Source organism: Chryseobacterium sp. JAH (assembly GCF_001507335.1).
Classification (GTDB): domain Bacteria; phylum Bacteroidota; class Bacteroidia; order Flavobacteriales; family Weeksellaceae; genus Chryseobacterium.
In genome coordinates this window covers 446,755-464,536 of the sequence record NZ_LMAH01000003.1, presented here as the reverse complement: position 1 = coordinate 464,536, position 17,782 = coordinate 446,755, and the positions used below count along the sequence as shown (strand labels likewise).

The window sequence follows — 17,782 nt, the reverse complement described above, 5'->3', positions numbered from 1 at the left end:
AGTGGATTCGCTAATAATTTCTTACAAAAAAGGTTGTATTTTGAGATTTTAAAAAATTTAAGTTTTGAAATCTTATTTTTTCAATAAACTTTCTCAAAATCTCATATCATTAAACAAAGTTTCATAAATTTACGAAGTATGAGTTTAATGTAACAAAATATAAAAATAGGATATGCCCGTGTTTCAACCAAAGATCAAAATTTGGATTTGCAAATTGAAGCTTTAGAAAAAGCCGGTTGTGAGAAAATTTATCAGGAGAAAATTTCGGGTGCAACAAAGAATCGCCCCGAACTTGATAAAATGATTGAACAGTTCAGAGAAGGTGATGAACTTTATGTTTGGAGATTAGATCGGTTAGGGAGAAGCTTAAAAAATATTATTGATCTTGTTTTAAGTTTAAGTGACAAAGGAATTATAATAAAAGGACTTGTAGATGGTGTTGATACTTCAACTATTAATGGTCGTCTATTTTTAAATCTCATGGCTTCCTTAGCTGAATATGAAAGAGAATTAATAAGAGAAAGAACAAATGCAGGTTTACAATCTGCAAGAGCAAGAGGTAGATTGGGAGGAAGGCCTAAAGGTTATACTAAAGAAACAATTTCTAAACTTTTACTGCTACGTAATATATATAAGGATATAACAAGACGTCCAGAAGATATTTATAAGCCATTTGGACTGACAAGGGCTACATTTTACCGATATGCCAAGATTCTTGATAATCATACGGATGAAGAAATAAAGAATATGGGAATTAAGAAATAGAATCATCTTATTCAAAAAGAAATTACCTTCAGTTAACACAAGAAATGGAATTTGTAATTTATTTTTTAATTTATGGTAACCCACAATTGTTAACAGATTATAATAATTATCTTTGGTTACTTTATATAAACTGAAAAAAGATAAAAGCATGTATTTTACCGCATATCCAGTCGAATTTGGATAGATATACGCTATAATATAGCGTGTGTATACAAGTTATGTGTAATGCTTAAGCATCCCGGAAACTTTGAGATCAACTAAACAAAAAATATGAAAGTTGGAGATATTAAAAAAGGACTTGAACCTTTATTGGATGACGCATTTGAAAGTGAAGAATTATTATCCAAAAATAGAAATTCTCAATTTTATCGTCGTGTTTACATAAGAAGTCTATTTGCTTATGTTGAAGGAAGTATTTGGGTCATGAAACAAGTTTGTCTCAAAGCAAAATCAATAGACGGAATACAAAGAAAAATAAATATTTCCGAGTATTCAATTCTTACAGAGGAATCATATGAATTAAAAGGAAATGGCGATATAAAAACTGGCTCAAAGGCAATTAATATCTTGGACAACATCAAATTTACGTTTAAGACAATAAACAAACTTTTCAACGGAAATTTAGACTTCGGTGTTGGCAGTACAAATTGGGAAAAGTTAATAATCGCTAAAAATGTAAGAAATAGGATAACACATCCTAAAAACGAAAAAGACATGATTATCTCTGATGACGAAATATTAATTTGTGAAGAAGTTTGTAGTTGGTTCAATATTCTAATTCACGATTGCTTTAACCTTTTTATTGAATCTGGAAATAGAATTAAAAAACAATAGCACTACACATAACCGCCTGTAACCGCAATCGCGGAGTTTTCGGTAAATTGACGTTTTGTTTTCACGAAGAAATTCTATCTTAGCAGAGAGAACTCAGTTTGCTTTGATCCGCGACTGACGGTTACAGGCCAAACGTTATCTGCAAGCTCATTAAAAATCGTGTATAAATACAATGAATATCAAGTTATTTTATAAAATTTCTGTCATAACTTCTATGACTTTATTTTCTGCAAATCTGAAATCTCAAACAACTCAAAGTAAAGAATTATCAAAATCTTTTTTTCAAGAATTTACTAAAAAAATAAATGATTCTATTCCAAGTATTGGTTCTTTTATCGTTTCAAAAAATGGGAATGTTATTTATGAGCAATATTTTCACGGAGCGAATAAAGAAACTATTTTTAATGTAAAGTCTGTTACCAAAAGTGTAACTTCTGTTTTAGCAGGAATTGCAAGAGACAAGGGAATGCTTCCTGATTTAAAAACACCTGTTTTGAAAATACTTCCTGAATATGATATTCCAAGAAGTAAATTCAAAAATATTTCTAATATTGAAGGAAAAATGCAAAATGACTCCATCAGAAAAACTGTTACATTAAGGCATTTAATGACAATGCAGGGAGGTTTTAATTATACGGAAAATAGCCAAATCTCTACTGCAATGGGGTTTTCTTCTGACCCCGTAAAATTTATGTTGGAATTACCATTTGAAGAGTATCCTGGAGATACATTTAATTATAGTTCTGGAGAAACTTATGTTTTTGGAGCATCACTTTCTCGAATAGTAAAATCTAGCTTAAAGGACTTTGCTGATAAAAATCTATTTGAACCATTATCTTTAAAAATTGACAGATGGGATACTGATGTTTTGAATACAAATTTAGCAGGTTCTGAACTTTTTATGAAACCACATGATATGCTAAAATTTGGAACTCTAATCTTAAACAAAGGAAAAATAGGAAATAAACAAATTGTTTCAGAAAAATGGATTGAGGAATCTACTGCAGAACAAGTAAAACTAGATTCTTGGGACGTTTTGCAAAATGCAAACGGATATGGATATTATTGGTGGAGAAGAAAAACAAATGGACATCAAGCTATTGTTGCTGTTGGTTATGGTGGACAAATTATTTGTATTGTGCCTGATTTAAAAATGGTAATTGTTGCAACTTGTCTTCTTGGAGAAAAAAATAGAGGACGCGTTGAATTGAAAAAATTACATAGTTTTATTGATGAAATAACAAAATAAAAGAGCCTGCAGATACAACAAGGGTTTCGCGCAATAGCTGGTTTTATTTTTCTTTAGCCGGAAATTACTCAAAAGGAAATTTACATATCTTTACAACTAAGCGGTAGATTGCCGCTATTGCGCGAAGCTACGGAACCTTAAACCCGATAAGCTAAATCTCAAAAAACGATGATCTTTTATAATAAGAATAATTAATATTTTATTTATTATTTGAGATTTCATCAATAGTTTTTTAAAATTAACCGCTTCCGATTTGGAGCGGTTTTGTTTTTTATACCGTGAAATAAAAAGTGTTCAAGATTATTTTTTATACGATTGAATTATTTTCTGTGTCAGCTTTTAAATCTGCAATCATATGCTGTATAATATTAATATGAATGGCTTTTTTATCGTACATGACAATTTGTAATTGACAAATATCTCCATCATCATAAATTACATGAATTGTTCTAAGATTGGAAAAGACGGTCAAATTGACCACCTAATTTCGGAGTAAATTGACCACTGATTTCGGAGCAAAGTGACCACCACTTTCCGGTTCAAAATGACCACCTCTTATCTGGGTTAAATTTGAGATAAAAACGACTTGATTTTTTCATGATGTTAGCGTCATACATTCGTTAAAAAAAGCGGACTATGGCAAATAAAATAACAGACATGAGTAAAATTAGAAAAGTCATAAAATTCTACAGCACTGGAAAGAGCAAGTTATTTATAAGCAGCTATTTATCGCTTTCCAGAAATACCGTTAAAAAATACATCTCATTATATGAGATTCTAGGCTTGAGCCCTGATGCAATCAATGCCAAGACAGACGCCGAGCTGGAACTTTTGTTTTCCAATAACACGGTTCAGTCCATCAGCCCCAAACTACAGTCCCTATACGATTTTTTCCCAAAGATGGAACGTGAGCTTAAAAAGGTAGGTGTCACTATTGTCCGATATGTTTTGTGCTGTAAAGCTTAATTCATTTATTATTACAATATTGAATTAACAGATGGATGGCAATTAATTTAATACTCATGGTATTATTTTAATAAATAAAAATTTCATCAACGTTTTTGGTAATGTAAATTAAAAAAGATTTTATTACTTTTAGTAGTTAAAACTAACAACTAGCGAGAATAAATATGGGTAATAAATTTGTTTATTTAAATAATGAAACAGGTAGTCAAATAGGCTTCCAACGTCAAAGAAGAGTTGACACTCAAGAAGGAGAGCAAAACACAGTAATAAATGAAGATAGAAAACGTATTTTAAGAAATTTTAAAATCGAATTTCTACAGAAGAGAGATGTAAGATCTGAAAAAAAAACTATTGAACTTCCCAATGTTGAATTAATTAAAATTCATTTTTTTAAAACCTTCGATAACGCTCTTCACCGTGCTTTTTTGAGAAAATACGGAATTAGTCCAATAGAATATACTGATTTCAATAGGACTATTTTATTTCAAATCGAAAATGCAAGATTATTTACTGTCTTTTTGGGACATATTGATAGTATTGTTAATAGTAATGAAGGGGTCTCTTATCACGGTGAAGAATATAATTTATTAGCATTAGTTTATAAATTTTCTTTTTATAGTAGTGAAGAAAGAACACTAACATTTTCTGATCATGGAATCCTTATTTCATTTATTTATACACATTTAGAAGGTATTTATAATGAACAGAAAGAAGCGTTATTTAATCAATTAAGAATTAGAAACATACAATTTACTTATTCGAGAAACACCCCTTATATACTCGAGATTCATACCATTTCTCCAACTAATTTAGCTCTTATTGTAGATAATTTTGACATTGTCAAAACTGTAACAAGTTCAAGAATTGAGAAGATCAGAAGAAGTATTGCAGGTCCAGTTAAAGAGTATGGATTTACGGTTAATGTAGATGAAAACATTCCTTTAGTGGGAGTTATTGATACAGGGATAGCCAGAATAGTCCCATTTGAAAATGTTACAGATGCAGTATCATATAATCACACTGCTGTAGAAGCATTTTGGGATGAGGAGGGACATGGAACTTTAGTTTCAGGTTTAATTGTGTTGGGTGATGATTTTTACAAAGAAGATAGAGCGGTTTACGATGCAAAAGCAAAAATACTCAACATAAAAGCTCTCCATCGAAGTAACGATGAACTGAATATTCCACTTTTAATAGATAATTTGAGAGATATCAGAAGGACTTTCGGTGTTAAGCTTTTTAATATGTCACTTGTTCTCCCAAATGCAAAAAAATATAATTCTTCCTACAGTAGATTTGCCTATGAGTTGGATAAATTAGCACATGAAGAAGATTTAATTGTTTTTATCTCCACAGGGAATTTTGATGCTGAAAGCCTAGAATTACTAAAGGGAGAATACTTTCATGAAAACCATGAGTATCCAACTTTTTTTTACGCATTAGATAGTGAATCAGAATCTCATATGTGTGAGGATACAAATATTTGCAGCCCCGCTGAATCTTTAAATAATATTTCTGTAGGTGCAATCGCAGATAATTTAGAAGATGGAGATAATTCAGACGTTACTCCTTCGTCATTATATCCTGCACATTACACAAGAAAATTTCATATTGATTTTAATAAAGAGATTAATGGAATAAATATAAGTAGATTGAGAAATAAAAACCTTAATAAACCTGACTTTATTATGGAAGGTGGTGACTTATTTGCTTTAAACGCAGGAATAAACATTTTAACTTCCCCTTTAGCTAACGTAGAAAAATTCTATGGAAAAACTTCAGGAACAAGTTTGGCAACTCCACTTTTAACTTCTTATGCTTCTGAAATACTGACACATTACCCAAACATACGTGCCCAAACAGTAAAAGCAATTCTTATAAATAGTTCTTCATATTACAACGCAAATAAATTTCCTCATTTTAATGGTAAGGATGACCTCCTAAAAAGTTTAATAGGTTTTGGAAAGCCCTCAAAACATCATATAAAAGATACTGATATTAATTCTATTGTTTACATTCTTGAAAAAGAAATAAAAATAGAACAAATTATTAAATATCCAATTTTTATTCCCCCATATATGTTAACAAATGGAAATAAATTGAAATTTGATATTTCACTTGCTTATAGTTTTGATCCAAAAGAAGATAATCATCTAAATTATCTTCCGTTGCATATGTCTTTTTGTATTGTGAAAAATGTTCCTATGCAAGAAATCGCAGGAAAAAAGGACGATTATGGCATAAAAAATGGCTTTTCTTGGAGTGAAGACCATTTTGGTATTGATAACAGAATTTTTTCTAATGCACAAAAAAAATCTTTCACACTACAGCCACAAGATATTGTTAATGTTGATGGTTCTGTTGCACTTGCTATTAGATGTTTGGGTAAAGCTGATTTTAAAGATACTTTATCAAGAGTAAATCATCCTTTTTCTATAGCTATTAGAATAACAGAGCTGATCTCGAATGAAAATGAGCCTCAACAAGAACTATATACAGAAATGATGAGAATTAATGCATACTTAGATATCGAAACCGATTTGGATGCAGGGGTAATTGGAGATCTATTCCAAGATTTATAAATTCAAAGAAACTTTTTCCTTTTCGATCAATTCTCCCCAAATAGCAGTTTTTATTTTTGCAGTTTGAAAAAATGAAGATGATTTAGAAAGCTCAAAAAGACTTCTCTTTATTGCAGTAATTAATGTTTTTTGAATACTATAATAAGATAAGCCAATTGCTTTTTTAGCAATTTTTTTAGCGGAGGTTTTATTATCGAACTCAAATTTTCCATTATCTAATGTTAGAGATAATAAATCATTTATTTGCCTCTCATTAGGCAACAAGAACTCAATAGAAAAATCAAATCTTCTGAGAAGTGCATCATCGATCATTTCTTTTTGATTTGTAGCAGCTATAATAATACTGCTTTGTGGCAGGTAATCAAAAAGTTGCAATATTGTATTAACAACTCTTTTCATTTCTCCATGATCCTGATTATAATCTCTAACTTTTCCTAAACTATCAAACTCATCAATAAAAATAATACAATCTTCAGCTGAGGCATTTCTAAATATTTTTGATAAGTTTTTACTTGTGTCTCCTAATTTAGAAGAAACGACAGATCCAAGATTTACAACCATCATCATTTTTTTTAGCTCTCCTGCAATTATATAAGACGCTAAAGTTTTTCCGCATCCTGATGGACCATGTAAAAGTATTTTGTTTGATACTGGAAGATCAAATTTTCTTAATACTTCTATATTTTCATGCTCTTCGATAAAACAATTAAGATCATTTTTAATATTAGGATCAACTACAATGTTTGAAAGTGTATAATCGGAAGTTATTTTTTCTAAGATAAGTTCATTAAATTCCCGATCTTCTACTCTATTGTAATATGAATCAGAGCCAACTTTAGTAAGAATATTATTTGACTGTTTTAAGCTGTCTTTTAAAATGGATTGAAGTTGTATAGCTAAATTTACTTTTCTTGTCTTTTTAGAATGTTCGATTAACTCATTAAGAACATTTAATAAGTTACTTCGATCATTTTCTAAACCATATTTAGCAATATCTTTTATGTAGTCAGCTTGGCTCATATAGAATTAAATTTATTTTTTAATTGAATAACGATTTCGTCTTGAAATAAGCTAAATTAAAATCAAAATTTATTTGACAAATCTACAAAATATATGTATGCTATATTACTGTTTCCTGTAAATTAACACTGAAATAAATATCTATCAATTAATTTTTCTGAAATATTTCATACTATAATTTTATTTTTTTTTAAATCATATCATTCATTTGGCGAAGATTGTAGATAATTCGGTATACTGGTTAATATAATAGTTCGACAAAAACTGTTCCTATATGTTAACAATTGCCCTTTTCGCTGTTTGATTTGACTAAGATATAAAATTATATCTGCTGAAGTCATTGATATAGACTGTACATTTTAGATTGCATATTTCTACTTTTGTCAACTCTCTCTATGAAATGTAACATGTAACTAATATCGATATTTATAACTACATCCCCCTTTTATTCCCCCACCAAAACAAAAAAGACTGTTAATCAATGATTAACAGTCTTTTTAAGTACCCCAGACGGGACTTGAACCCGTACATCCGAAGATACAGGATTTTAAGTCCTGCGTGTCTACCAATTCCACCACCAGGGCGTGATGAGAGCGAAAAACGGGACTCGAACCCGCGACCCCAACCTTGGCAAGGTTGTGCTCTACCAGCTGAGCTATTTTCGCAATTTGTAGTGCGGATGAAGGGACTCGAACCCCCACGCCTCACGGCACCAGATCCTAAGTCTGGCGTGGCTACCAATTACACCACATCCGCATTATTATTGAGTTATTTTAAAGATCTTCTTTCGTTTTTGTGAGTGCAAATATAGGGCAATAATTTGTATTTGCAAGACTTTTCAAAAAAAAATTTATTTTTTTTACAAAGTTTCTTTCCCAGTTGTTTTATTACATTTCAATTTACTACTTTTACAAAGTTAATATTTACGATATGGAATTACAAGGAACGGTAAAGAAAATCACTGATGTTCAAACATTTGCGAGTGGTTTCCAAAAGAGAGAAATGGTTATTCTTACACAAGAACAATACCCACAGCCAATCAACATCGAATTTTTACAAGATAAAATAAATTTATTGGATGTTTTGAAAGAAGGAGAAAATGTGAAGGTAGGAATCAACATCAGAGGAAGAGAATGGGTTTCGCCACAAGGAGAAACTAAATATTTCAACTCTATTACAGGATGGAGAGTAGAAAAAGTGATGGATGGCGGTACTGGTTCTGAGCCAACCCAAGCATCTTCTCAACAATCTGCTTCACCGGTTTCTAACGAAAATCCTTTTGCGGGAGACGACGACGACGATTTACCTTTTTAATTAAAGCATACTATCAAACACAATCCCGCTTTTTAAGTGGGATTTTTTTCACCTATGATTCGACTAGACCCCAACGAAATTTCTTTTCCCAATCCGTTGCATTATGACGGTCATGAAGGTATTATTGCCTTTGGAGGTGACCTGTCTATGGAAAGAATTTGGTTTGCATATCAAAATGGTATTTTCCCGTGGTTCAATCCTGATGAAGAAATTCTCTGGTGGTGTCCTGATCCGAGGTTTGTTTTGTTTCCAAAAGATTTAAAAGTTTCCAAATCAATGAGGAAAATTTTAAAGAATAATCAATTCACATTTACAGAAAATCAGAATTTCAGAGAAGTGATTAAAAACTGTCAGCAGGTCAGCCGAAAAGGACAAGACGGAACCTGGCTTTCGGATGAGTTGATGGAATCTTTTATAAAACTTCATGAATATGGCTTTGCAAGAAGTATTGAAGTGTGGCAAAACAATGAACTGGTCGGTGGATTTTACGGCTTGCAGGTGGGAAACGTCTTTTGCGGAGAAAGTATGTTTGCCAAAGTGAGCAACGCATCAAAAGCCGGATTTATACATTTTGTAGAAGCTCATAAAGACGAATTCGCTTTGATCGACTGTCAATCTCACACCGTACACCTTGAAAGCTTAGGCGCAACCATGATCCCTAAAAAAGAGTTTCTAAAAACTTTACACAACAACAATGAGAGCAGATAAAGAAAAATGGATTCTTCTGATTGTGCTCAGCATTATTTGGGGTTCGTCATTTATTTTAATTAAAAAGTCCTTAGACCATTTTACTCCTTATCAGGTCGGAGCATTGAGAGTTTTAATCGCAGGAATTATTCTAATGCCCATTGCCTTATCAAAATACAAACTCTTTCCAAAGAAGCATTTAAAATGGTTGATTTTAGCAGCTTTTACAGGAAATTTTATCCCAATGTTCCTGTTTCCTATCGCTGAAACAGAAGTCAGCAGCAGTATTGCAGGAATCATCAATTCAATGATGCCTATCTTTGTGATTATTGTTGGAACTTTATTCTGGAAGTTTGAAACGACCAAGAGACAAATGACCGGTATTTTCATCAGTTTTGCCGGAGTCTGCATGCTTGCTTTTGGGGGCGGAGAAGATTCTCAATTTAAAATATTTCCTATTTTGCTTTTGCTCTTGGCAACATTATGCTACGCTATCAGTACAACGACTGTAAAATCTAAGCTGATGGAAGTTTCCTCTACTGTTTTGTCGGCATTTGTATTTTCATTTATTTTATTTTTACCATCACTTATAGCCTTACTTTCAACCGGTTTTGCTTCAACATTTACTTTTTCAAAAGAAAACATGATGGGTTTGATGTTTGTGAGTTTGCTTTCCGTTTTCGGAACTGGTTTGGCGATGATGATGAATTATCGTTTGCTCAAAGTTTCTACTCCGCTGTTTGCATCGACCGTTACTTTGCTGATGCCGATTGTAGCAATTATCTGGGGGATTTTAGACGGTGAAAAACTGACGATTTTACAATTTGCGGGAGCAAGTATTATTATTGCCGGGTTGATCTTTTTAAGGGCTAAAACTGTTATTCAAAAATAAATCCCACGTTAATTAACTTAAATTGATTGAATGCATTTTTTTAAACGCAAAGTTTACTAAGATTTTTTTTTACTACTAACTGTTTTTAAGTTCGCAAAGTCGTTCCACTTAGCAGAGACCACAAAGTTTCATCAATTGAAATAACGTAGATTGATGACGAATGCGCAAAAATAAATCCCGCATTGCTGCAGGATTATTTTATTTAAATTAATCTTTTAAATTTTATCAGATGAGAAGACTAAATCTGTTTGTAAGGCAAAGCAAAACATCCATCTTGCAGCTGCTAACACCCAGCTAATCAATCTTTCTTCTTCACCACCTTAGCCTTAACTTTCTTCACTTCATCTTTGATATACGGATATTTTTTCTGCATATCACTAATCAAGGAAGGGTCGAGTTCTAAAGCTTTCTCTAAACTTTCAGCGCCTTTTGTTGCATTTTTCAAATTAAAATAACAGTTACTCAGCTGGTAATACAATTCTGCACGATTGTGATGTTGTAAGGCCGCAATCAAAACGGTAACCGCTTCTTCATATTCGCCCACCAACATTAAAACTTCTGTATATGCGTACCAATTATAAAATCTTGACGGTTCTGCATCGACCAACTTTTTCAGGCACGAAAGACTTTCTTCAAACTTTCCTGAGTCGATAAATAAAAAGGCAAGCCTTTTCTGATACTCAAGGTTACCGTCATTCAGCAAAGTAGCTTCTCTTGCAAAGTGCAGCGCTTCAGGCATTCCGCCCATTTCTTCGTATAGATAAGACTGCTCCATCATTGCCATATAAAACTGAGGATCTTCTCTCAGTGATTTCTGGAAATAATTTAAAGCTACGGTCGGCTGCTTTAAAGCTTTATAACACAATCCTATTTTATAAAAGGTGAATGCTTTTGTGTATTCCAACTCAAGCATTTCTTCATAAACTTCAATTGCCTTTTTGTATTGATTCAAAGCTTCATAACATGCTGCTTTACTTGCATACACTCCAACAGCGCTGGAGTTGATTGCCAGCAAATAGTCGAAACCTTTGATGGCTTCTTCATAATTCTTTCTGTTGAAATAATACTGTCCGTACTCGCTCCACGCTACTTCTGAGTAGGCAAAATTATCAAGATAGTCATTCAGAAAAGCAATTGCTTCCTCACTCTTATTCATATCACTGAAACAGATCATTGCGTTTTCCAACGAATATTCATCGGTAGGATCATCCTTCAATGCCTGCTGATAATGTTTAAGTGCGTTAAAAGGATCTCCCAAATTGACATATTCATCAGCGATAAAATTATTCAGGAAGTTTTCTTCTTCATTTAATTCTAAAGCTTTTTTGCAAATGTCAATAGATTTTCTGGGGTTTCCTAAATTCGAATAATACTTTGCGTAGCATACCAAAAAGTCTGTATTCTCCATAGAAGAACCTTTTAACTCGTCGATCATTTCCTTCGCTGTATTATAATCTTCCCATTCTAAGAGCACTTCAAGTTTTTTGATCTTGATATCCAAAGAATTGGGATGAAGTTTGAGACCATAAGTTACTGCCATATCGGCGTAATTAAAATCTCCCAACTCCAGATAATAAACAATAATATCATCTAATTCTTCTGTATCGAAGTAGAATTCATCATTATTTTCCATCATTTCCTCGAACTTTTTTACAAGTTCATTTCCAAAATATTCTTCCAATATAAAAAAGAGTTTTAAGATTTAAGACCAGAGATATGAGATATACCAATACTCGCTTCTGAAAATCTTATTACTTTAAAGTTAATAATAATTACGATTAAAATGATGAAACAGATGTTAAAATTTTTAAATCAAACTTCTGATTTTTTCTATCATATCATCGCCTAATTTGTCGGCTTCTTCTTGTGAAAAAGCCTCAGTATAAATTCTGATAATCGGTTCTGTATTCGACTTTCTTAAGTGAACCCAATTGTTTTCAAAATCTATTTTTACACCGTCTACCGTAGAAACCTCTTCATTTTGATATTCTTTTTCCATTTTAGTTAAAAGCTCATCAACATTTATTTCAGGAGTTAATTCAATTTTCTTTTTCCCCATGAAATAACTTGGGTAGCCGGCTCTCAATTCTGACACAGTTTTGTTTTCTTTAGCCAAATGCGTTAAGAACAAAGCAACACCCACCAAAGAATCTCTTCCGTAATGAAGTTCAGGATAGATAATCCCTCCGTTTCCTTCGCCACCGATCACAGCATTTTTTTCTTTCATTAAATTCACCACATTCACTTCCCCTACAGCACTTGCAAAGTATTCTGAATTGTGAGCTTTGGCAACGTCTCTCAGTGCGCGGCTTGAAGAAAGATTTGAAATGGCCACTCCGTTTTTATTTTTCAGCAGATAATCCGCAACGGCAACCAAAGTATATTCTTCACCGAACATTTCTCCGTTTTCGTCGACCAAAGCCAATCTGTCAACATCCGGATCTACCACCACACCGAAATCTGCTTTTTCTTTGATCACCAATTCACATATATCTCCCAAATGTTCTTTCAAAGGCTCTGGATTATGCGGGAATTGTCCGTTGGGTTCGCAATATAATTTTACCGTTTCGCAACCTAATTTTTCTAAAAGCATAGGAATAGCAATTCCGCCAGTAGAGTTTACGGCATCTAAAACTATTTTATATTTTTTAGCTTTAATCGCTTCAAAATCCACCATCGGTAAATCAAGAATCTGCTGAATATGAATATCAAAAGCATCATCTCTGGTTTCGTATTTTCCTAAATCATCAACCTCAGCATAGTTAAAATCTTCATTTTCTGCCAATGCCAATACTTCAGCTCCATTTTCCCCGTTGATAAATTCTCCCTTTTCATTCAACAGCTTTAGCGCATTCCATTGTTTTGGATTGTGGGAAGCGGTTAAAATAATTCCGCCGTCAGCATTTAATTCAGGAACCATGATTTCCACTGTTGGCGTAGTTGAAAGCCCAAGATCAACAACATGAATTCCCAATCCCTGCAAAGTTGCAGTCACTAAAGAATTGACCATTGAACCCGAGATTCTTGCATCTCTACCAATAATTAAGGTTAAATCTTTTTTATTTTTATTGTTCTGAAGCCATGTTCCGAACGCAGAGGCAAATTTCACGACATCAAGCGGTGTCAAGTTATCATTTACTTTTCCACCAATCGTTCCTCTGATTCCGGAGATACTTTTTATTAATGACATACTTTAAAAATGTTTTTGCAAAAATACGAATAAAACAAAGATCGATTGATGAATTGTGCTTAACGTTAGTAAGTTGTTCCTTAAAAAAAACAGAGTTTAAACTTTGTTAATGATGATAACTCGAAGAAGACTTCTAAGAACACCCACAATCCTTATCGCAGCCTGATCTTTTAGAATCAAATTTCTTGGGTGCAAAGTTTTTCCTGATATATCTAAATAAAGAATAACAGGCAAAAAGCACGACCAGAGCGATGACTATATATTGAAAAATTAAGGAAGAATCCATTATTTTAAGATTTGATACGCTATTAATGACACAAAATATGCCAAACCTGTCATCATTATCACCTGAAAGCCTGTCCATTTCCAGCTTTTGGTTTCTCTATAAACTACTGCAACGGTAGAAACACACTGCATTGCAAACGCATAAAACAATAAAACCGAAATTCCGGTTGCAAAACTGAAGACTTTTTCGCCATTTGGTTTTACATCCATCCGCATTTTATCGATTACTTTTCCTTCAGGAGCCTCATCGTCTAAACTGTACAAAGTAGACATCGTTCCCACGAAAACCTCTCTTGCCACAAAACTTGTCAGAATCCCTACGCCCATCTTCCAGTCATATCCCAACGGTGCAATGGCAGGCTCGATTGCCTTTCCCATCTTAGCTAAATAAGAGTGATCTAACTTCACATCTGTGGCCACCATCTGATCAGGACTTTGTTTTGGCCCAAAATAACTCAGAGACCATATGATGATACTAACGATGAATATAATTTTACCCGCTCCTGTAATAAAATCCCAGACTTTCCCTAAAACCATTTTCATATCATATCCGAAAAGAGGTTTTTTATAAGTTGGCAGATCCATTACCAGATAAGTCTTTCCTTTATTTTTAATGAAACCTTTTAAAATTGCCGCAGAAAGTAATGCTACGAAAAAACCTAAAAGATACATTGCCAAAAGCACCAAAGCTCTGTACTGAATTCCCAAGAAAGTTTTATCTGAAATAATCAACCCAATGATAATGCTGTACACCGGAAGTCTTGCCGAGCAAGTCATAAACGGAGTCACCAGAATCGTCAGCAGTCTTTCTCTGAAATTTTCGATATTTCTTGTTGAAATGACCGCAGGAATCGCACAGGCTGTTCCTGAAACCAGCGGAACGATACTTTTCCCATTCAACCCAAAAGGACGAAGAAATCGATCCATCAAGAAGATAACTCTCGCCATGTATCCCGAATCTTCCAAAAGATAAAGGAAATATAATAAAATCCCGATTTGTGGAGCGAAGATGATGATTCCGCCTAACCCCGGGACAATTCCGTCTGAAATCAGTGAATTGATTGGACCTTCAGGCAAATGTTCTCCAGTAAATGCAGAAAGCCATGCAAAAAACTCATCGATCCAATTCATCGGATATTCTGCCAAAAAGAAAACGCTGTTGAAAATAACCAGCAAAATTCCAATAAAAACCACATATCCTAAAATTGGATGAACAAGAACTTTATCTAGTTTTTCGGTTAACAGTTCTTTAAACTGAGGTTTTTTAGAAATGACATTCGATAAAATTTTGTCAATATTCTGATATCTCCTCACCACTTCCTGAACCTGCAATCTTTTCGGAACCAAACTCTTAGATTCAGGATCCTCAATTAAATCTGTCGCAGAATCTAATTTATTTAAATCTGCGCCGACAGAAATACTCATCCACGCTTTATAATCGTTTTGAAAATGATTGTGTGCAGCAACTTTATTTAAAAAATCTTTATGTTCGGCAGGAATTTCAAATGATGGTTTTTCTATTTCAGCAAAATCATTATTTAAAACAGCCTCCTGTATCGCTTCAATTCCCAACTGTTCCTTAGCATTGGTTTGTATAATTTTGATATTCAAAGCCTCTGAAAATTTCCCAATATCAATATTGATTCCTCTTCTCTCTGCCTGATCTATTTGGTTAACAACCAAAATCATCGGAATGCCCAGATCCTGAATCTGCTGAAATAAAAGCAATCCTCTCTTTAAACTTAAAGCTTCCAGAATATAAATAACTCCCGCAAAGTCTTTCTGACCTTCCAAAAGAAATTTAGAAAAAATTGCTTCGTCCTCAGAACTAGGATAAATACTGTAAGAACCGGGAAGGTCTACAACCTCAACCTCTTCATTCTTGTAGGTGTATAAGCCGGAATGACTTGAAACGGTAACTCCTGCGTAGTTACCCGTCTTCTGTTTCTTATTACAGAGAGCATTAAAAAGGGTTGATTTTCCTACGTTGGGATTTCCTACTAAAAGTACCTGTTTCCTGTTGTTTTGCTGCATTAATTCCAATCTTCTACAATGATAAACTCGCCTTCTTCTTTGCGCAGTGCAATCCGGCTTCTCTCTTCGCCAAATTCTACATAAAGAGGACCGTTGAAAGGAGCCTGATACAGAATTCTGAAAACAGTTTCAGGCAAAAGCCCCATTTCTATGATTTTGTTGGGCATCTTCAACTGATTGTTATTATAACCCAAAATCTTCCCAAGTTTATTCTTAGGAAATCTGTTTAATGTTTGTGAATAGTTATCTTTCAATACCTATATTTTTTCTACCTGCAAATATACGCTATTTAAATTTAATCTAAATAACATTGTTGACCTAAAAAAACAAACCCAAATGCGGTACTGCATTTGGGTTTATTCCAATATAGTGAGTTAAATATGAAAATTATTTTTTGTTTTTTTCTACTCCAACTTTCTCTAAATTGCCTACGTTCGGTTTGTTGCTTTTCTCAATAGGATTATCATTAGAATTGAAAAAATCTTTCGCCATCTTTTCCTGTTTTTTCATCATTTCTCCAATTGTAATATCAGATCCGGGCATTTTCATACTAGACATTTCTGGGGTAATTCTCTGACGAAACTCTCCCATCGGATCTTTCTTAAATGTAGCATATGCTTTTTCAAATTTCTCTTTAGATGTAGGTGTTACCGTATTTGACATCCCGTATTTAGCATTGATCTTTTCTGAGTACGATAATTCATCGTAGTTTTCGATTTTCTTATTACCACTTAATTTCCAAGAATAATGTTTGTCTGTATCTTCAATCTTAACAATTAATCCAGGCAATCCGTAAAATTTATAAGGTCCGTCCTGGAATGGAATATCTGTACTGAACCAAGCCGTCCATTTTCTTCCTCCGAAATCTGTAGTTGCTTTTTGAGTATTATATTCTCCTACTTTTTCTTTTTCGGGAAGAATATTCCAATTAAATTTTATGTCATCTTCATATCCAAATAAATTCATACTGATTCTATCTACAAACTGCTCTTTCATTTCAGGATATGTCTTTATAATCTTGTATGAAAATTTTGGCATCTTAATAAGCTTAGACATATCTTTAAACGATTTAGTCTTTTCCATCTCTTCTACCGCTAACTTGATGATAGAATCCTGAGCAGCGACAGTATAGTCCTGATAGATAGATTTTTTACCTGTAATGTCTAGAGTGGCAATTACTTTATCAATTTTTGTAGAATCTTTTTTAGGTTTAAAGGTTAATTCGTAAAAGAATCGGTTGGCAGTTTCCTGCGCATTAGCAATTGTACAAACTGCAATCAATACTATTGAAAATAAATTTTTCATTTTAATAACGTTTATATAATTAGTGATCACTTATATAATTTTGTTACAGATTTTTTTAATTAAAATTTCTTTCATTTCTATTTTGACGAAAATTTTTAAATTTAAATAACCTAAAAACAAATATTGTATGGACCCATTAAAACAATTCAGAGACGAGCTGAAAGCCGAGTATCAGACAACAAAGAAGTTTTTTGAAATTTATCCGGAAGACAAAAATGAGTACAGCCCGCATCCTAAAAGCATGAAAATGGCACATCTTGCCACCCATATTGCGGAAATTTTTGGATGGGCTGGCTTTATGCTCAATAGCTCAGAACTTGATTTTGCTAAAAGTAGTTTAAGACCAAAACTGCTTACCACAAGAGAAGATTTGCTTAAAGTTTTGGAAGACAATTACAAATCGAGTAAAGAAGCTTTGGAAAAAGCTACAGAAAAAGATCTTGAGCCAAGCTGGTCTTTGAAAAATGACGGACAAACACTTTCTTCCTGGACGAAATACGGTGCCATCCGCCACAGTTTAAGCCAAATTACTCATCACCGTGCACAGCTAGGAGTTTATTACAGATTAAATGATATTCAGCTGCCCGGAAGTTATGGCCCGACCGCAGATTTGCAAAGCTTTTAATTTAAATAAAAAACCAATCTCAGTGAGATTGGTT

At 33.2% G+C, this 17,782-nt stretch carries 15 protein-coding genes and 3 tRNA genes; 9 read left to right on the top strand and 9 right to left on the bottom strand.

The genetic code is table 11. The features are described 5' to 3' along the window. The first annotated feature begins 159 nt into the window (after positions 1–159). The 5 genes from AR685_RS09335 to AR685_RS09320 all read left to right on the top strand — a co-directional run bounded on the left by AR685_RS09335 (position 160) and on the right by AR685_RS09320 (position 6,396). Positions 160–765, top strand: a complete 606-nt coding sequence (locus AR685_RS09335) for a recombinase family protein (protein ID WP_059124381.1) — start codon at positions 160–162, stop codon at positions 763–765. A gap of 270 nt (positions 766–1,035) precedes the next feature. Beyond that, a complete protein-coding gene (locus tag AR685_RS09330) occupies positions 1,036–1,599 on the top strand; it encodes a hypothetical protein (RefSeq protein ID WP_059124380.1) in 564 nt (187 codons plus the stop codon). Between the two features lie 172 nt (positions 1,600–1,771). Beyond that, the gene (locus AR685_RS09325) at positions 1,772–2,848 is read left to right on the top strand and encodes a serine hydrolase domain-containing protein (RefSeq protein WP_059124379.1); all 1,077 of its coding nucleotides are present in this window, start codon (positions 1,772–1,774) and stop codon (positions 2,846–2,848) included. 636 nt (positions 2,849–3,484) lie between these two features. Beyond that, positions 3,485–3,814, top strand: coding sequence for a hypothetical protein (locus AR685_RS18020; RefSeq protein WP_131777608.1), 330 nt, complete (start codon positions 3,485–3,487; stop codon positions 3,812–3,814). A gap of 164 nt (positions 3,815–3,978) precedes the next feature. Further along, entirely contained in the window at positions 3,979–6,396 is a 2,418-nt protein-coding gene (locus AR685_RS09320) for a S8 family peptidase (protein ID WP_059124378.1), read from the top strand. Here the strand turns inward: AR685_RS09320 and AR685_RS09315 are convergent. From AR685_RS09315 to AR685_RS09300, 4 genes are all read right to left on the bottom strand, one after another. Then, positions 6,391–7,416 carry an AAA family ATPase gene (locus AR685_RS09315; protein ID WP_059124377.1) on the bottom strand — a complete coding sequence of 342 codons (1,026 nt, stop codon included), beginning with the start codon at positions 7,414–7,416 and terminating at the stop codon, positions 6,391–6,393. The two genes, AR685_RS09320 and AR685_RS09315, sit on opposite strands and share 6 nt — an antisense overlap. 502 nt (positions 7,417–7,918) lie before the next feature. Next, positions 7,919–8,000 (bottom strand) — tRNA-Leu (locus AR685_RS09310). Between the two features lie 8 nt (positions 8,001–8,008). Beyond that, positions 8,009–8,081, bottom strand: a tRNA-Gly gene (locus AR685_RS09305). A gap of 9 nt (positions 8,082–8,090) precedes the next feature. Then, positions 8,091–8,172 (bottom strand) — tRNA-Leu (locus tag AR685_RS09300). Positions 8,173–8,346: 174 nt separating this feature from the next. Here AR685_RS09300 and AR685_RS09295 point away from each other — a divergent pair. The 3 genes from AR685_RS09295 to AR685_RS09285 are packed head-to-tail and all read left to right on the top strand — an operon-like array spanning position 8,347 to position 10,309. Beyond that, the gene (locus AR685_RS09295) at positions 8,347–8,730 is read left to right on the top strand and encodes a DUF3127 domain-containing protein (protein WP_059124376.1); all 384 of its coding nucleotides are present in this window, start codon (positions 8,347–8,349) and stop codon (positions 8,728–8,730) included. Between the two features lie 54 nt (positions 8,731–8,784). Beyond that, positions 8,785–9,438, top strand: coding sequence for a leucyl/phenylalanyl-tRNA--protein transferase (gene aat / locus AR685_RS09290; RefSeq protein ID WP_059124375.1), 654 nt, complete (start codon positions 8,785–8,787; stop codon positions 9,436–9,438). Continuing rightward, entirely contained in the window at positions 9,425–10,309 is an 885-nt protein-coding gene (locus AR685_RS09285; protein WP_059124374.1) for a DMT family transporter, read from the top strand. The genes aat and AR685_RS09285 overlap by 14 nt, the downstream gene beginning before the upstream one ends. A 298-nt stretch (positions 10,310–10,607) precedes the next feature. Here AR685_RS09285 and AR685_RS09280 read toward each other — a convergent pair whose 3' ends face one another. The 5 genes from AR685_RS09280 to AR685_RS09260 form a co-directional block, all read right to left on the bottom strand. Beyond that, positions 10,608–11,990, bottom strand: a complete 1,383-nt coding sequence (locus tag AR685_RS09280) for a tetratricopeptide repeat protein (RefSeq protein WP_059124373.1) — start codon at positions 11,988–11,990, stop codon at positions 10,608–10,610. A 126-nt stretch (positions 11,991–12,116) separates the two neighbouring features. Then, the gene (gene glmM / locus AR685_RS09275) at positions 12,117–13,499 is read right to left on the bottom strand and encodes a phosphoglucosamine mutase (RefSeq protein ID WP_059124372.1); all 1,383 of its coding nucleotides are present in this window, start codon (positions 13,497–13,499) and stop codon (positions 12,117–12,119) included. 285 nt (positions 13,500–13,784) lie between these two features. After that, on the bottom strand, positions 13,785–15,818 hold the full coding sequence (gene feoB / locus AR685_RS09270; protein ID WP_059124371.1) for a ferrous iron transport protein B: 2,034 nt from the start codon (positions 15,816–15,818) through the stop codon (positions 13,785–13,787). Further along, the gene (locus tag AR685_RS09265) at positions 15,818–16,072 is read right to left on the bottom strand and encodes a ferrous iron transport protein A (RefSeq protein WP_047443383.1); all 255 of its coding nucleotides are present in this window, start codon (positions 16,070–16,072) and stop codon (positions 15,818–15,820) included. The genes feoB and AR685_RS09265 overlap by 1 nt, the downstream gene beginning before the upstream one ends. Positions 16,073–16,205: 133 nt before the next feature. Further along, complete coding sequence (locus AR685_RS09260) at positions 16,206–17,123, bottom strand: GLPGLI family protein (protein WP_047443382.1); 918 nt, start codon at positions 17,121–17,123, stop codon at positions 16,206–16,208. Between the two features lie 127 nt (positions 17,124–17,250). On the opposite strand from AR685_RS09260, the gene AR685_RS09255 reads away from it, so the two are divergent. After that, positions 17,251–17,748 carry a DinB family protein gene (locus AR685_RS09255; protein ID WP_059124370.1) on the top strand — a complete coding sequence of 166 codons (498 nt, stop codon included), beginning with the start codon at positions 17,251–17,253 and terminating at the stop codon, positions 17,746–17,748. Positions 17,749–17,782: the final 34 nt, after the last annotated feature.

Bases quoted from the DNA above. Each gene is read 5' to 3' on its own strand.
- AR685_RS09330 (WP_059124380.1), top strand. From the start codon at position 1,036: ATGAAAGTTGGAGATATTAAAAAAGGACTTGAACCTTTATTGGATGAC.
- AR685_RS09325 (WP_059124379.1), top strand. From the start codon at position 1,772: ATGAATATCAAGTTATTTTATAAAATTTCTGTCATAACTTCTATGACT.
- AR685_RS18020 (WP_131777608.1), top strand. From the start codon at position 3,485: ATGGCAAATAAAATAACAGACATGAGTAAAATTAGAAAAGTCATAAAA.
- AR685_RS09320 (WP_059124378.1), top strand. From the start codon at position 3,979: ATGGGTAATAAATTTGTTTATTTAAATAATGAAACAGGTAGTCAAATA.
- AR685_RS09315 (WP_059124377.1), bottom strand. From the start codon at position 7,416: ATGAGCCAAGCTGACTACATAAAAGATATTGCTAAATATGGTTTAGAA.
- AR685_RS09295 (WP_059124376.1), top strand. From the start codon at position 8,347: ATGGAATTACAAGGAACGGTAAAGAAAATCACTGATGTTCAAACATTT.
- aat (WP_059124375.1), top strand. From the start codon at position 8,785: ATGATTCGACTAGACCCCAACGAAATTTCTTTTCCCAATCCGTTGCAT.
- AR685_RS09285 (WP_059124374.1), top strand. From the start codon at position 9,425: ATGAGAGCAGATAAAGAAAAATGGATTCTTCTGATTGTGCTCAGCATT.
- glmM (WP_059124372.1), bottom strand. From the start codon at position 13,499: ATGTCATTAATAAAAAGTATCTCCGGAATCAGAGGAACGATTGGTGGA.
- feoB (WP_059124371.1), bottom strand. From the start codon at position 15,818: ATGCAGCAAAACAACAGGAAACAGGTACTTTTAGTAGGAAATCCCAAC.
- AR685_RS09260 (WP_047443382.1), bottom strand. From the start codon at position 17,123: ATGAAAAATTTATTTTCAATAGTATTGATTGCAGTTTGTACAATTGCT.
- AR685_RS09255 (WP_059124370.1), top strand. From the start codon at position 17,251: ATGGACCCATTAAAACAATTCAGAGACGAGCTGAAAGCCGAGTATCAG.